The organism is Pseudomonas sp. gcc21 (assembly GCF_012844345.1).
GTDB lineage: Bacteria > Pseudomonadota > Gammaproteobacteria > Pseudomonadales > Pseudomonadaceae > Halopseudomonas.
The window spans coordinates 3,884,723-3,899,362 of sequence record NZ_CP051625.1; the positions used below are offsets into that span (position 1 = coordinate 3,884,723).

Annotated in this window: 13 protein-coding genes and 1 pseudogene; 8 read left to right on the forward strand and 6 right to left on the reverse strand. The window is 58.2% G+C overall.

What is annotated here, in order from left to right; translation table 11 throughout:
- Positions 1 to 81: 81 nt before the first annotated feature.
- Positions 82 to 1,452 (reverse strand): sodium:alanine symporter family protein, encoded by a 1,371-nt coding sequence (locus HG264_RS18030; protein ID WP_169408892.1) that lies wholly within the window; start codon positions 1,450 to 1,452, stop codon positions 82 to 84.
- Positions 1,453 to 1,907: 455 nt separating this feature from the next.
- On the opposite strand from HG264_RS18030, the gene HG264_RS18035 reads away from it, so the two are divergent.
- From HG264_RS18035 to HG264_RS18880, 5 genes and pseudogenes are all read left to right on the forward strand, one after another.
- Positions 1,908 to 4,220 carry a DUF1631 domain-containing protein gene (locus tag HG264_RS18035; protein WP_169408893.1) on the forward strand — a complete coding sequence of 771 codons (2,313 nt, stop codon included), beginning with the start codon at positions 1,908 to 1,910 and terminating at the stop codon, positions 4,218 to 4,220.
- A 107-nt stretch (positions 4,221 to 4,327) separates the two neighbouring features.
- Complete coding sequence (gene ampD / locus HG264_RS18040; protein ID WP_169408894.1) at positions 4,328 to 4,927, forward strand: 1,6-anhydro-N-acetylmuramyl-L-alanine amidase AmpD; 600 nt, start codon at positions 4,328 to 4,330, stop codon at positions 4,925 to 4,927.
- On the forward strand, positions 4,924 to 5,742 hold the full coding sequence (gene ampE / locus HG264_RS18045) for a regulatory signaling modulator protein AmpE (RefSeq protein WP_169408895.1): 819 nt from the start codon (positions 4,924 to 4,926) through the stop codon (positions 5,740 to 5,742). Before ampD ends, ampE begins: the two co-directional genes overlap by 4 nt.
- Positions 5,743 to 6,800: 1,058 nt before the next feature.
- Positions 6,801 to 6,986, forward strand: a pseudogene (locus HG264_RS18875) (HAMP domain-containing protein); the annotation flags it as partial.
- Positions 6,987 to 7,136: 150 nt separating this feature from the next.
- Entirely contained in the window at positions 7,137 to 7,841 is a 705-nt protein-coding gene (locus tag HG264_RS18880; protein ID WP_372240248.1) for a methyl-accepting chemotaxis protein, read from the forward strand.
- A gap of 50 nt (positions 7,842 to 7,891) precedes the next feature.
- Here the strand turns inward: HG264_RS18880 and HG264_RS18055 are convergent, their stop codons facing one another.
- From HG264_RS18055 to HG264_RS18065, 3 genes are all read right to left on the reverse strand, one after another.
- Positions 7,892 to 8,455 carry a cob(I)yrinic acid a,c-diamide adenosyltransferase gene (locus HG264_RS18055; RefSeq protein WP_169408897.1) on the reverse strand — a complete coding sequence of 188 codons (564 nt, stop codon included), beginning with the start codon at positions 8,453 to 8,455 and terminating at the stop codon, positions 7,892 to 7,894.
- 114 nt (positions 8,456 to 8,569) lie between these two features.
- Complete coding sequence (locus tag HG264_RS18060; RefSeq protein WP_256663721.1) at positions 8,570 to 9,484, reverse strand: 2-dehydropantoate 2-reductase; 915 nt, start codon at positions 9,482 to 9,484, stop codon at positions 8,570 to 8,572.
- Between the two features lie 9 nt (positions 9,485 to 9,493).
- A complete protein-coding gene (locus HG264_RS18065; RefSeq protein WP_169408899.1) occupies positions 9,494 to 10,459 on the reverse strand; it encodes a response regulator in 966 nt (321 codons plus the stop codon).
- 107 nt (positions 10,460 to 10,566) lie between these two features.
- Between HG264_RS18065 and HG264_RS18070 the strand changes: the two genes are divergently transcribed.
- The 3 genes from HG264_RS18070 to HG264_RS18080 all read left to right on the forward strand — a co-directional run bounded on the left by HG264_RS18070 (position 10,567) and on the right by HG264_RS18080 (position 12,721).
- Positions 10,567 to 11,052 (forward strand): YajQ family cyclic di-GMP-binding protein, encoded by a 486-nt coding sequence (locus HG264_RS18070; protein ID WP_169408900.1) that lies wholly within the window; start codon positions 10,567 to 10,569, stop codon positions 11,050 to 11,052.
- Between the two features lie 25 nt (positions 11,053 to 11,077).
- Complete coding sequence (locus tag HG264_RS18075) at positions 11,078 to 11,932, forward strand: mechanosensitive ion channel family protein (protein WP_169408901.1); 855 nt, start codon at positions 11,078 to 11,080, stop codon at positions 11,930 to 11,932.
- Positions 11,933 to 12,205: 273 nt separating this feature from the next.
- Entirely contained in the window at positions 12,206 to 12,721 is a 516-nt protein-coding gene (locus HG264_RS18080) for a hypothetical protein (protein WP_169408902.1), read from the forward strand.
- A 91-nt stretch (positions 12,722 to 12,812) separates the two neighbouring features.
- On the opposite strand, the gene HG264_RS18085 is transcribed toward HG264_RS18080, so the two are convergent.
- Together HG264_RS18085 and HG264_RS18090 are read right to left on the reverse strand one after the other, a co-directional pair.
- Complete coding sequence (locus tag HG264_RS18085; protein WP_169408903.1) at positions 12,813 to 14,183, reverse strand: MFS transporter; 1,371 nt, start codon at positions 14,181 to 14,183, stop codon at positions 12,813 to 12,815.
- Complete coding sequence (locus HG264_RS18090) at positions 14,176 to 14,577, reverse strand: MGMT family protein (protein ID WP_169408904.1); 402 nt, start codon at positions 14,575 to 14,577, stop codon at positions 14,176 to 14,178. Before HG264_RS18090 ends, HG264_RS18085 begins: the two co-directional genes overlap by 8 nt.
- Positions 14,578 to 14,640 lie beyond the last annotated feature (63 nt).

A 14,640-nucleotide genomic window follows, 5' to 3' on the forward strand; every position in this document is an offset into this window, starting at 1 on the left:
CGCACGTGAGTGATGGCGGCGAGTATACCCGATTGAAAGGAAAAGCCCGCCCCGGGCAGGGCGGGCTTGGTGCTTCCGGGGTTACTGCGTATTGCTTACTGCAAGCGGGTTGTTGAAGTAATCCTGGGTCAGACGGAATACCACCGGGCTGAGCAACAACAGCGCCAGCAGGTTGGGGATCGCCATCATCGCGTTCAGTGTATCGGCCACCAGCCAGATGGTGCCCAGGTCGATCATCGGCAGGGTGCCGAGCGGAATGGCGATAATCCAGAGTACGCGGAACGGCGTATTGGAGCGCTCACCGAACAGGAACTGGGTGCATTTTTCGCTATAGAAGCTCCAACCGATGATGGTAGTGAAGGCAAAGATTGCCAGGCCGATACTCACGATGTACTGACCCCAGCCCCCCGGAAGGCCCAGATTGAAGGCATGCGCTGATAGCGATGCACCATTTTCGCCGCTCTGCCAGGCGCCGGTCACCATGATCACCAGGCCGGTAATCGAGCAGATAATGATGGTGTCGATGAAGGTACCGAGCATCGCAACTGTGCCCTGACGGATCGGGTTGTTGGTTTTTGCCGCAGCATGGGCAATGGGCGCGCTGCCCAGGCCGGCTTCGTTGGAGAACACACCACGGGCAATACCGAAGCGCATGGCTGCCCAGATAGTTGCGCCGGCAAAGCCGCCGGCTGCAGCGGCCGGATTGAACGCGTGGTAGAAGATCAGGCCGATTGCATCCGGGATCTCGCTGGCGTGGGTAACGAGGATAATCAGGCCGCCACCGACGTAGAACAGCGCCATGATGGGAACCAGCTTGCCGGCAACCTCGCCGATACGCTTGATGCCGCCGATCAGTACCAGCGCGACCAGTACGGCGATAACCACCCCGGTAATCACTGGCTGGATGCCGAAGGTGCTTTCCAGAGCATCGGAGACCGAGTTGGACTGAATCGTGTTGCCGATGCCGAAGCCGGCCAGCATGCCGAATATCGCGAACAGCACGCCAAGCCATTTCCACTTCTCGCCCAGGCCGTTGCGGATGTAATACATCGGACCGCCGACATGGTTACCCAGGGCGTCTTTTTCACGGTAATGCACCGCAAGCACCGCTTCACAGAACTTGGTGGCCATGCCGACGATCGCGATGAGCCACATCCAGAACAGCGCGCCGGGGCCGCCAAAGAACACCGCGGTTGCAACACCAGCGATATTGCCTGTGCCCACCGTCGCAGACAGGGCTGTCATCAGGGCGTTGAAGGGACTGATGTCGCCTTCCTCGGCGGTCTTCTTCCGACCCTGCCACAACATGCTGAAGCCGTAGAACAGCTTGCGCTGCGGCAGGAGCTTCAGGCCTAAGGTCAGATACAGGCCGGTTCCCGCAAGCAAGGCCAGCATGGCCGGCCCCCAGACCACGCCGTTTATGGCGTTAATGATGGATATGAGTGATTCCATTTCTTGGACTCTCCAGAGGATTCTAGTTATTGGCTTTCATGGCACTGCCTGTTTGATCGATATTCCTGCCACCCTTTCAGACACTGCAGAAAAGTGCCAGCAGTCTGAGCATAAACCAGAAAAACGATAACCGCTGCAAACGCCGCGCCAGCGCGAGTGAGTTTTCGAACCGATTTCAGTCAGGCAGGAATATTTGCTTTTAGCCAAGGACGTCGCGGTTCTGGAAAAAGAGGTTGAAGTTCGCCGGGAAGCGCATAGAATTAATTGACGCCAATTTAATGCCATACAATTTTTGCCAGTGTCGCGATGGTCGGTGCGCGGCTTGCATGCTTTTGGTTTCGGTAGCACGCGCGCGACAGGCCAGCCGGGATAGGGCATGTGTCCGAATCGGCGTCTTTCACAAAGCAATGCGGCTGTGATGAGTTCCCCACATGCTGGCCGCCAGGAGTTTTGAGATGTCCAAGGATCGCAACGTCATCCCGATCGGTACGGATTCCCGGCGAGTCGCACGGCCCGTTGCGCGCCCCTCTCATCTTCCTTCGTTATTACAGAGCATCCGTGACCAGGCTGTTGTCTTCTATAAGTCGGCGCTCGCTGAGCTGTACGATCAGGCCGACGACAGCTTGTTCGTGTTGGCTGACAAAGCGGCCAGCAATGCCGAACAGGGCATGTTTTTCGAAGTCATGCGGGCGTTACGCCTCAAGCGCGGCGAGCTGATCAGTAGCTGTGCTGGCGGCCTGATAGAGAAGTTTGACGATCTCGGCCGAATCACGCCCGCAGCAGAAGAGGCGCCTCAACCCTTCGCGGTAGACAGCCTCAGCCTGGTTCAGCCTGACGAACTTGAGCAGTCGGTTGCGCTGGACGGGATGGTGGGACGCTGTAATGAGCGCAATCGGCTTGCGTTGCAGCATCTGGCTCTGCGTATCAATAGTCTCTCCAAGCAGCCTGTCGACGAGCACAGCAATCCTCTAAGCCCCGCAATCCTGGCTGAGGTGTTTGTAGACAGCTTCGCTGCGCTCGATCTGGATATAAAAGTACGGCTGATCCTTCTCAAGCTGTTCGAGCGTTATCTCTGTAACCGTCTGGATGATCTCTACGGCGAGGCGAATTCCCTACTGATCCAGGCGGGAATCCTGCCGGATCTGAAACTCGGCAGCGTGCCGCAGGCGCGTTCAGCTGCGCCCAGAGGACAGCATGCCCGTCCCCCCAGTGGCACCGTATCGGATGCGTTTGCTGGTGATACAGGCGCGCGCGATCAGCGCGATCAGGAAGTGCTTTCGGTGTTCAGCCAGCTGATTGGTAGCTGGCGGCATGCCAGCGGGGATACGGCACTGTCCAACCCGGGCGTGATTGGTGCTGAACCCATGCAGAGCGACGAGCTGCTCGAGTTGCTCGCTCATCTGCCTGCTGCCCCGACGCAAAGCGATACGCGTAACCTCCGCAAGAATGTATATCAGCAGCTGGATAACCGCCGGCATGCCACAGGCAAGGCGCAAAGTCTGGATCGCGTCGATGATGATGTGATCAGTCTGGTGTCGATGTTGTTCGAGTTTATTCTCGATGATGAGCATCTGCCGACGACCGTCAAGGCGCTGGTGGCACGGCTTCAGCTTCCGGTGCTGCGCGTGGCGATCGCGGATAAGGCGTTCTTCAGCCTGTCACGTCACCCGGCACGCCGTCTGCTCAATGAACTCGCGCGCGCAACGGTGGGCTGGAATGATCAGGACGACCTGCGCCGCGATCAACTCTATATCCTCCTGGAGAATATGGTTGGCCGTCTGCTGATCGAGCCCAGCCCTTCGGCCGAGCTGTTTGATGAGCTGCACGCCGAGTTGTCCAGCTTCGTCAGGATTGAGCAGCGCCGGTCTGGTCGTCTCGAGCAGCGCACGCGCGATGCGGAGGAGGGTAAGGCGAAGGTCGAAGCGGCACGCGCCCAGGTCGCCGACAGCCTGAATGCGCTATTGCTCGGTCGAACTGTGCCCGTACGCCTGGTCGCCACGTTGCGCGATACCTGGAGCCAGGTCATGCAAATGACCTGGCTTCGCCAGGGCGCTGAATCCGAGGCGTGGCGAGGTGTTGTCGATACCGCTGAGCGTCTGATCATCAGTATGGAAGGCCCGGCGCAAGGCCAGACGCTTCCGGAGCGGGATGCTGCCAATCAGAAAGTGTTGAGCGAGGTCGCCGAAGGGCTAGAGCTCATTGGTCAGGACGAACAGCAGAGCGCACCCCTGCTGGCTGCTCTGGCCGCTTTGCAGAAAGCTGCCAGCGAGGCGTTGATCTCGCCCGCCGAGCCCATTGCTCGACCGGAAGAAGCGGCAGCACCTACGGACAGTACGCTGATTCCCGCCGCTACGCAGGAAGCGCTTGCGGTACAACCAGCCGCGCTGGCGGATATCGAGGCGGTACATATTGCAGAGCAGGTGATCGAATCAGTAGCCGTTGAAGAAGAGGCGGAACTGGTTATCGATCTGCCCAGTGCAGAATCGATCAGCTGGGTCTCGCGCTTGCACGCGGGCAGCTGGTTCGAGCTGACGCCCAGCGAGGGGCAGCCAGCCCAGCGGTGCAAACTGGCGGCGATAATCAGCTTCAGTGGCAATCATATCTTCGTAAACCGCAGCGGGGTCAAGGTCGCGGAGTTCAGGACGCAGGCGCTGCAGCGGCACTTTGACAGTGGTCTGATCCATCTTGTGGATGACAACCAGTTGTTTGATCGAGCTCTGGAATCGGTTATCGGTAATCTACGACAGCTGCAATCCGGCCGATCCTGAACTAGGGTCTGTTGCCGTTTCATTGCGAGCCGCGATGAAACGACAACAGACCCTAGTGCTTTGAGCCGCATGCCTGCTAGCATGGCTTTTTTTGCCGGTGGGATAGCATGCTCAGAGTTGCGCAGGATGGTTGGCTGACGGACGCGCGTGCCTGCCCGTCCCCGCATTGCAATGCAAGGCCGGCGGGGGAGAATATCTCGCTACTGGTCATCCACAACATCAGCCTCCCGCCGGGCCAGTTTGGTGGCGGTTTTGTGCAACCGTTCTTTGCCGGCCAGCTGGATCCCGACCAGCATCCCTATTTTGCCCTGATTGCCTCCATGCGCGTTTCAGCGCATTTTCTCATTGAGCGGGACGGATCCTTATTCCAGTTTGTATCCTGCCTGGACCGTGCCTGGCATGCGGGTGCGTCTCGCTTTGGCGGCCGGGCAGATTGCAACGACTATTCCATAGGCGTGGAGCTGGAGGGTGCCGACACCACCCCCTATACCCCGGCACAGTACGCTACGCTGATTGATCTGACTCGCGCCTTGCAGGAAGCCTATCCGGCGATCACTCCCCATCGCATCACTGGCCACGAATTCATCGCACCCGGGCGCAAGACCGACCCTGGGCCTGCATTTGACTGGCAAGGTTATCTGCGCGCGGTGACCGGTCATGCCGATATGCCGCATCTCGCCTCGCCTGATCAACGGAGCTCTGCATGAATTTTCTGGTTTTGCTACTGGTGGCCGTTATTCTACGGTTTACCCCTTGGCGCGGCGGCTTTCCGATTGACGTCCTGGGCTATTGGTCAGACTGGGTGGGCCGCGTCACCCGCGGGCGTTCGAGCTGGTTGTTCCTGATAATGCTGTTGTTGCCGCTACCACTGCTGGCAGTGGTTCTGTGGCTGGCCACGGGCGTAGCCTACGGCGTGCTGACGCTGATCATCCATACCTTGCTGGTGCTCCTATGCGTGGGCCGCTCCGATCCGCTTGGCACCATGACCAGCGCCGTAGGCGAGGCCTGGCAGCGTGGCGATCAGGAGGCGGCCAGCGTGCTGGCGGAGCGCGACTTCGGCGTGGTGGGGGATGACGCAGCAGTGCTGCTACAGGGCCTGCGCGGCCGCATGGCAGCGGAGGCCTGTCATGGTTATTTCGTTCCGGCGTTCTGGTATGTGCTCCTGGGGCCGATCGTAGCGGTGGGGTATCGCCTGGCATGGCTTGCCAGTCAGCGCAGCGATGCTGGCGGTAACGCGTTTGCCGGAGCCCTGGCCCACGCGCTCGAGTGGCTGCCGGTGCGTCTGATGGGGCTCAGCTTTGCGCTGGTAGGGCATTTCGATGCGACTCTGGCTGTGCTCCGCCGGGTCGTGCTGCAATGGGAGCCGCAGACGGTACAGCTGGCTCAGTGGTTTACCGCCGCCGCCTTGACTGAGAGTTCCGCCGTACCGGTCGCTCAGCCTCTGGATGTGATGCGTACCTTCCTGCTGCGTGCAGTACTGGTGTGGGCGGTGGTCATCGCCTTTATCTCCCTGATGGGCTAAAGACTCCCGGCGCAAGGCCGATAGTAGGGGTTAATTCAGGGTTTGCCTGACCCCACCATCATTTGCCCCAGGGAGACATCACTGTGAATACCCTCTTGGCTCCTGCCATAGCGCTTATGAACAGACTCCGCTACGGCATGAAGTTCTGCCTGATCAGTCTTCTGTGTTTTGTTCCCCTCGGCGTTATGGTCGGTTTCCTGGGGTTGCAGCAATATGAGCGCGTGCAATTGACGGAGCGCGGGCTCGATTCAATTGGCCTCATGCGTGAGATGGTGGTGGTCGTGCAGAATGCCGAAATACTGCACGATCTGGATGAGGTGCATTTCCAGTTTGGTCCGGGCGATCAGGCGCAGGCGCTGGATCAGCGCACTCAAGTGCTTCGTAGCAGGATTATAGAGGGGCTGGAGGGGCTACAGATTGATAACGCTGACCCGCTCGCTGCAGACCTGATCAGCGCCCGCGATAAACTGGTCGATCTCTATGGGCGCATCGCGGACGCCTCGTCACGCAATCGCGCTGACATGTCGTCTCAGGCGTACGGTAATGCGCGTTCGCTTCTTTCCATGATCGCTGGCTATGCAGGCTTGTCGCAGGACTTCGATCCGGCGGTTCGTCACATGACGTCTGTGTTGGTGGATGAGGTACCTGACATTACCGGCACCCTTGCTGAAGGGCGCAGGCTGGGGGCGGTCGCGTTGGGCCAGGGATATCTGAATTCTGATGGCAGCCGCGCCATGGACAGCCTGCTCGACGACATCGACCGGCTCACCACCGATTACAAACAGGCTCTCGGGATGATCGACCAGCAGATAGTTACCGAGCTTGGAATGAACGTCGAGGCCAGCGTAGCGAGTATTGGCGATAGCGTCTTGCTGTTCGAAGATAAAATCATTTTCGCCAGCGATCTCTCGGGCGACTGGAATGCGTACTTCGACGAAGTCAGCGGCGAGATCAACCACACCTACGCGCTGGGTGACGCCATAGTCAGCGTATTGCATGACAAGCTCGATCAACGTCTTGGCAGTAACTGGCGGACGATGTTGCTGCTGATCGGCACCATGCTCGCTTTGTTCGTCGTCATCACCTACCTGTATGCGGGCTTTTACATCTCCACCCGACAGACTATCGGACGCCTGTCTGAGCTGATGACCCGCGTGGCTGGCGGCGATATGACAGTCAGCACGGCGGTAGGCAGTCGCGACGAGCTGGGCGCGCTGACCCGGGACTTCAATGAAACGATCGCGCGGATCCGCGAGCTGATCCAGCGGGTCAGCGCCACCTCCGGTCTGGTGCAAGAACAGTCGCAACAGGTTGAGACCATTTCGGCTCAGAGCAGCCAGGCGGCGATGGACCAGCGTAGCCAGATAGAGCAGGTGGCTACCGCAATGAACGAGATGGCTGCGACCTCGCAGGAAGTAGCGCGCAGTGCGGCCTCTGCGGTGGTGAATGCCGAACAGGTGAATACCGAAACACTCAGCGGCCGTCGCCTGGTGGAAAGCTCCGTGGACGGAATCGAGAGTCTGGCCGGGGAAATCGAGAAATCGGTTGCGGTCATCAATCGCCTGGCTGAAGACAGCGTTTCCATCAGCCGCGTCCTGGATGTGATCAAGGGTGTCGCCGAACAGACCAACCTGCTGGCATTGAATGCGGCTATTGAAGCGGCACGTGCCGGCGAGCAAGGCCGCGGGTTCGCCGTTGTCGCCGATGAGGTGCGCACTCTGGCGCAGCGTACACACCAGTCGACTGAAGAGATCGAGCAGATGATCGGTCGCTTGCAGAATGGCGTCTCGGCAGCCGTCAGCGCGATGGATGCCAGCCATAGCAAGACTGCTACAGCTGTGGATGCTTCGCTGCAAGTGCAGGCGGCGCTGGATAACATTGCCCGGGCGGTAACCCAGATCGTCGATCAGAGCCAGCAGATTGCCGCTGCAGCAGAAGAGCAGACTGCGGTCAGCCATGATATCGATCAGAACATTGTGCAGATCAATCAAACCGGCGAGCGCACAGCGGAGGGAGCGACGCGCACCGAGGAGTCCAGCAAGCGCATGGGAGGTCTGGTCAAGGAGCTGCAGGACATGCTGGGCGCGTTTCGCGTCTGACAGTCTGTATCAGACGCGCTGACGTTGTGCTGCAGCTCGGCGGCGTCTGGTTACTCGGGCTTCGGCTTTGGTTCCCAGAGTACTTCCGGTGTGGTTTCAAGCTTGCCGATGATCCTGGCGACCACGAACAACAGATCTGAAAGGCGGTTGAGGTAGATCAGCGCCTGCTCATTGATGGTTTCTTCTGCCGCCAGGGTGATATTGCGTCGTTCGGCCCGGCGACAGACACTGCGAGTCTGGTGTGCCTGGGCTATAGCGCGGGAGCCGCCGGGCAGAATGAAGTTGGTCAGAGGGTCGAGCGTTTCGTTGAATCCGTCGATCAGCTCCTCAAGCCGTGTGACGTCGGCTGCGTCAATGATATTGCAGCCGGGCACGGCGAGCTCTCCTCCGAGATCAAACAAACGATGCTGGATGGGTGCAAGCGTGTCGCGCAGCTCGACCAGTCTTTCGGTTCCCAGGTCTGCCAGTAACAATCCCAGTTGGCTGTTCAGTTCATCAACGCAGCCGATCGCCTCGATCCGTGGGTGATCCTTTTCCACGCGACGGCCATCTGCCAGTCCGGTTTTTCCGGCGTCGCCGGTTCGTGTATAGAGTTTGCTCAGGCGAAAGCCCATGTTTAATTGCCTCTGATATAGCGCTGCACCCGCGAACGAGCGGCGTCGGAGTATTCAGCCTAGCGTGATTTACGTTGGGGCAACACCCTGGGGTCGGTTGTCAGCAGGCCCGGATCAATCCGGCGGCAAGCCGAGCGCAATCAGTCGGGTGCGCAAGTTGGTGTGGAGCCGTTCAAGGGTGGGCAGCTGCAGACCGGCCTTGCGGGCCTGGCGCACGGCGTAGCCAAGGATGAAATCGATCTCGGTTCGTCGACCGTTATGGACGTCCTGTCGCATGGATGAGCTGTTGGCTGCAGTGCTGTTTATTACCTGGCGAATTGTAGTCTCCAGCTGATCGAGCTCAACACGTGCGCTGTAGACAGCCAGCAACTGCTGTAATTCGGGAATGAGCTGGTCGAGCTGCGCGCCTGCATGGAGCGGTACCTCGCCGTTGGGGCAGTCGTACAGCACTGTGAAAGGGTTGATTGCGCAGTTGATTGCAAGCTTCTGCCAGAGTACTTGCTCGATGTCAGGCTCCCACTGCGATTCAATCGCCGCCGCGTTCAGATCCACCAGCCAGCTCGGCGCAGCCCCGCCGGCGGGATCGCCAATCCGGTTAACGCCTTTGCCGGCCCAGACAACCTGAGCGGGGCTGGCAATCAAGGCTCCATCGGTGACGCTTGCGTAAAGAACACGCTGTGCTGGATAGGCCTGGCGGGCGGCCTGTTGGCTACCGAGTCCATTTTGCAGCATGAGGATCTGTGCGCCGGGCTTGAGGCGTGGAGCGACACTGGCCAGCGCTGTCTGCGCGGAATAGGCTTTGGTTGCGACGATGAGGAGGTCTATCAGTTCGCCAGCCGTGGCCAGCTCGGCCGGTACCTTGAGCTCGTAATGCTGCGCTCCGTCGGTGAGCCCGACCATCTGGTGCCGTGTTTGCCACGCATTCAGTGCAGCGGCATCTCGCAGAATCAGGCGGCAGGGCTTGTCGGCCCGGGCCAGGCGAGCGGCCCATAACAGGCCGAGGCTTCCAGCACCTAGCAGGTGAATCATCAATGAGGCCTAGATCGGCGTGGTACGTCTGACTTCCGTGATCAGGTTGGTGGCGTAAGCATCGTCCAGATGCTGCTCGACGGTCTCGAAGAGCTGTTCCGGTTCAGGCATGGCCTGATCAGCTGTAACCGATCCCAGGGCCATACCGGCGCGTACACTGAGGTAACCTTCGGTTGTTTTGAATGCCTTGAGATTGAGCCCGTCGTGCAGCCGTCTGAAGCTGTTGGGTTTGCATTCGCTTGGATCGTCAACCAGCGTAACCACGGCAAAAGTGTTATCGCCTACCCGCGCGATAACATCCGCCGGCCGGACCAGTTGCTGTAATCGTCTGGCGATTCCCTTGAGCAGTTCGTGCTTGACGGTCTCACCGTGCTGTTTGTGCATCTCTTCAAGATTCTGCACGCCAAGAATGACCAGGCAGCAGGCCCCGCCACGCGAATCGACGTTGCGAATGGCATCGGTCAGACGGCGCAGCAGATAGCGGCGGTTACCCAGCGCGGTCTGGGGATCGATAAGGTTATGTGCTTCCAGTTCAGCGTTGTTGTCTGCCATCAACCGGTTTTCTTCGAGCAGACGGTTGATCAACTGCGAGATACGGTCAGCGGCGTAGATGCGTGGCAGAAGTTGCTCGTTCATGGCGGACTTGCTAATGAAATCGTCCACGCCGCGGTCAAAGGCCTGGCCCAGAACATTATCGCCTTCGCGCGCAGTCAGCAGAATCACATAGGTGTAGTGGCTGGTCTGTTCATCAACCTGGCGGATACGGGTAGTCAGCTCCAGCCCGTCCATCTGCGGCATCAGCCAATCCGCAATCATGACGCTTGCAGGGGTTTGTTCATGCATTGCCAGCGCGTCCACTGCTGAATTGGCGTAGCGAATATCGACATACCCGGCCTGGGTGAGGGCGTGGCCTATGACGGCACTGCTGAACTTGGTATCGTCCACCACCATAATGCTGAGTTGCGGATTGGGCATGTGTGTTTGTGCTCCCTGCAGCTGACTACGTCTCGTTATAATGCCATGAGAGCATATCCGTTGTTCGGCCCGTTATGTCATAAAAATCACATTTATTCGAGGTAAAAATGCCATCTTTTGATGTCGTGTCCGAATTGGACAAGCATGAGGTCACCAATGCTATAGACAACGCCATGAAAGAGCTTGACCGCCGCTACGACCTGCGTGGCAAAGGGGATTTCGAGTTCCGCGAAAAGGATCTGACGGTTACCATCACCGCCGACGCAGAGTTCCAGTTGGAACAAATGCTCGAGATCCTCAAAATGAACCTCACCAAGCGCAAGATCGATATCAAGTGCATGGAAATCAAACCGCACTTTGCCTCAGGCAAGCAGGTCAAGCAGGACGTTGTACTGCGAGAGGGTATCGATAAGGAAATGGCGAAAAAGATTGTCGCGTTGGTGAAAGAATCGAAAATCAAGGTTCAGGCTGCCATCCAGGGCGAACAAGTGCGCATCACCGGTAAGAAACGAGATGACCTCCAGCAAACCATGGCTATGCTCAAGGGCACCTCGCTGGACCTCCCGCTGCAGTTCAATAACTTTCGCGATTGATTATCCCACCTAAGGATCCGTTTCAATGGATGATGTAATTATTCAGCTCGAAGAGCTTCAGGACGCCTGGCTACCGCTGGTCGTGCAATACGGCAGCCAGGTTTTGCTCGCGCTGGTAACCCTGCTGATTGGCTGGTGGATTATCGGTCGGGTGACTGCCGGTATTCAGGCGATGATGGAAAAACGGAAGATCGACCGGACGCTACACGGCTTCGTCGGTGCGCTGGTCGGTATCGGTTTGAAGGTACTGTTGGTCATCAGCGTAGCCGGGATGATAGGTATCGAAACAACATCCTTCATTGCGATGATCGGTGCGGCGGGTCTGGCAGTGGGGCTGGCGTTGCAGGGGAGTCTGGCTAACTTTGCCGGCGGCATGCTGATTATTATCCTGAGACCCTTCCGAGCAGGTGAGTTCATCGAAGCCCAGGGCGTCATGGGCACCGTGGACAGCATTCAGATTTTCCACACCGTACTCAAAACGGCTGACAACAAGACGATCATCATACCGAACGGCAGTCTTTCCAACGGTAATATCGTCAACTATTCCCGTCAGCCGACGCGCCGGGTCGATCTGAATATGGGCATTGGTTATAACGACGACGTGAAAAAAGCCAGGAAGATCCTGCTGGATTTGGCCGCTGCTGACGAACGTGTTCACAAGGACCCTGCGGCAGCGGTCTGGCTGGTTTCTCTGGGCGAAAGTTCGGTGAATCTGTCGCTGCGTATGTGGACGAACAATGCCGATTACTGGGGTGTGTTCTGGGACATCCAGGAGCTTGCCAAGGAACATTTCGAACGTGAAGGCATCACTATTCCATTCCCTCAGCGGACTTTGCACGTCATGACGCCTGCTGCAGCGCCTACAGGCGCAGCAGACTGATCCTTATCCGGTTGTAGTCTAAGATGAACAAAAGCCCGGCTTGTCCGGGCTTTTGTTTGCTTAGAAATCTCCGTGTTGCCAATTTGCTTCCTGCGTTGCCCCCGTTTCTTGAGCGCCGGTTCTTCATACTTCACCTGAGGAGTGATGGCTAACCCGATGACCAGACGTGTCAATCCTCAAAAAAATATGAACAGGTCGCTGGTCTGCTTGTCAGTTAGTACACGCAGTGAATTTCGCTGCGAAATTCGACTTAACTGAACATAGGGCTGAGACATGAAAAAACTCTTCAAAACCTCAATGCTTCTTGCTGCGATGGTGCCAGCAGTTGCGCTCGCCCAGCCGTCGGCCGGGGATCAGGAAATCACCTTGGGTGGTGCCGGTAGCAGCGATAAAGATTTTGATTCCTCCGGTCTGTCCGTTCAGGGTAGCTGGGGTCAGTATCTGAGCGATTCCTCTCTCTGGGGTGTTCGCCAAACCGTGAACGCCTTTGATACTGAGGGCGAGAGCGTGCAGTGGAGCGGTTCGACTCGTGTGTTCTACGACTATCACTTCGGCAGCGGCAACAGCCGCCCGTTTATCGGTCTGAGCGCCGGCGGTATCTACGGTGATGGCGTGGACGAAACCTTCATGGGCGGGCCGGAGATCGGCTACAAACACTGGCTGAACGAAAACACCTTCGTCACAGGCCTGGTGGAGTATCAGTTCCTGTTTGAAAGCGCTTCGGATGTTGATGACACGTACGATGACGGCGCGTTTTTCTACAGTGTAGGTCTGGGTTACAACTTCTGATCGACCGCTTAAGCGGCGCCTGTCCAGGCGCCGCTTGTTTTTTTCGTATTTAGTCCCCGAATGCTCAGTTGATATCTGATTCCAGATCGTCTTAATCAATTCCGGGGCGGCGGAGCTTGTCCGGGTGTGCTTTTCTGATCAGTAATGCAGCCAAAATAATCGCCGGTACGCCTGTGAATGCGGTCAATACGAAGAAGCTCACCCAGCCGACGTTTGCCGCCAGCAAGCCGGTAAAACCTGCCGCGAACTGCCCGGGCAGTGTCATCAGCGAGCTGAACAGCGCGTATTGTGTAGCCGTATAGGCAGTGTTGGTCAGGCTCGACAGATACGCGATGAATACCGACACAGCCAGCCCTCCCGTAATATTGTCGGCGATGATCGCCAACACCAGCCCATAGGTCTCCGGCCCGATGAATGCCAGCCAGGCAAAGGTCAGATTGGTCGCTGGCGCCATGAATGCAGTCAACAGCATGATCGGAGCTATGCCATAGCGAGCGACCAGCAAGCCACCCAGAGCTGCGCCCAGTAACGTCATGCCCAGGCCGAAGGCGGCGGCAATATTGGCTATTTCCGCCTTGCTGAACCCCAGATCCAGATAGAACGGGTTCGCCATGACACCCATGAATATATCGCTGATGCGAAAGGTGGCGATGAACGCCAATATCAATAAGGCGACCTTCCCGTAGCGCTGGAAAAACTCAGCGAAAGGGCAAACCATCGCGCCTATGAACCAGGCTGTCAGGTCGCGTCGCCAGCCCTGATGTCCGGTGCTGGCCAAGTAATCCTGCACGCGTTGCTCCAGTGCATAAGTGCTTTGCGTAACCTCGACATCAGGCTCGGCGATCACCAGCGTAGTGATCATCCCGACGCCCATCAGTAAGGCCATTCCGCCATAGGCGAGCGTCCAGCTATCCAGATTGGCCAGATGCAGGGCGCCGGCGCCGGCGATCAACAGCGCAACGCGATACCCGGTCACGTATGTCGCCGCCATTGCTGCCTGGCGATGTTTGGCTTCGGCCTCGACGCGGTAAGCATCGATGGCGACGTCCTGAGTAGCCGAGCCGAACGCGACCAATACCGCGCAAAGCGCAACGAACTGCAGGTTCTCGCGCGGGTCGGTGATGGCCATGCCGAACAATCCGGCGGCAATGATGCACTGCGCCAGTAGCATCCACGCGCGGCGCCGGCCGAACCAATCCGTCAGCAACGGGATCGCAGCGCGGTCTATAAAAGGCGCCCAGAGCACCTTGATGGAGTGGGCCATGCCGACCCAGCTCAGAAAGCCGATGGCCGCCAGCTCCACGCCGATGTCTTTCAGCCAGGCGCTGAAGGTGCCACCGACCAGCAGTAAGGGGAGGCCGGCGGAGAAGCCGAGGAACAACATGCCAATGACGCGTGGTTTGAGGTAAACGCGCAAACCTTCGCGTGCGGGCTCGGTATGCTCAGCCGGGTGATTACTCATGCAATTCCTGTGATTGGTCGGGTGGCTGTTCAGGTGACCCAGGCCAGCCAAAGTGTGCCATGTTAACCCTGTGATTGACGATCAGCACGCCTTCACCGAGCAAACGTCGTCGTTGCTCGGCGCCCGCCGCAGACTCGGGCGATAGTGACAGTTGGCCTCGACTGTTGACTACCCTGTGCCACGGCAGACTGCTGCCTTCCGGCAGTTGCGCCAGCCAGCGGGCGACCACACGGGCTCCTCGACCCAGGCCGGCAAGCTGGGCCAGTCGTCCATAGCTGGTGACGCGCCCAGGCGGGACTGTGGCAAGTATCTGCCAGAAATTTTGACGGGCTGTGAGGAACTCCTCAGCGGGATTTCCGTTGATCGAGTTCGCTGGCAATCGGTTCTCATTCATGGATAATGGCGCCTTTTTACGCCCTATTTTAAGGCTATTGTGATGTTATTCTGCCGCTATACC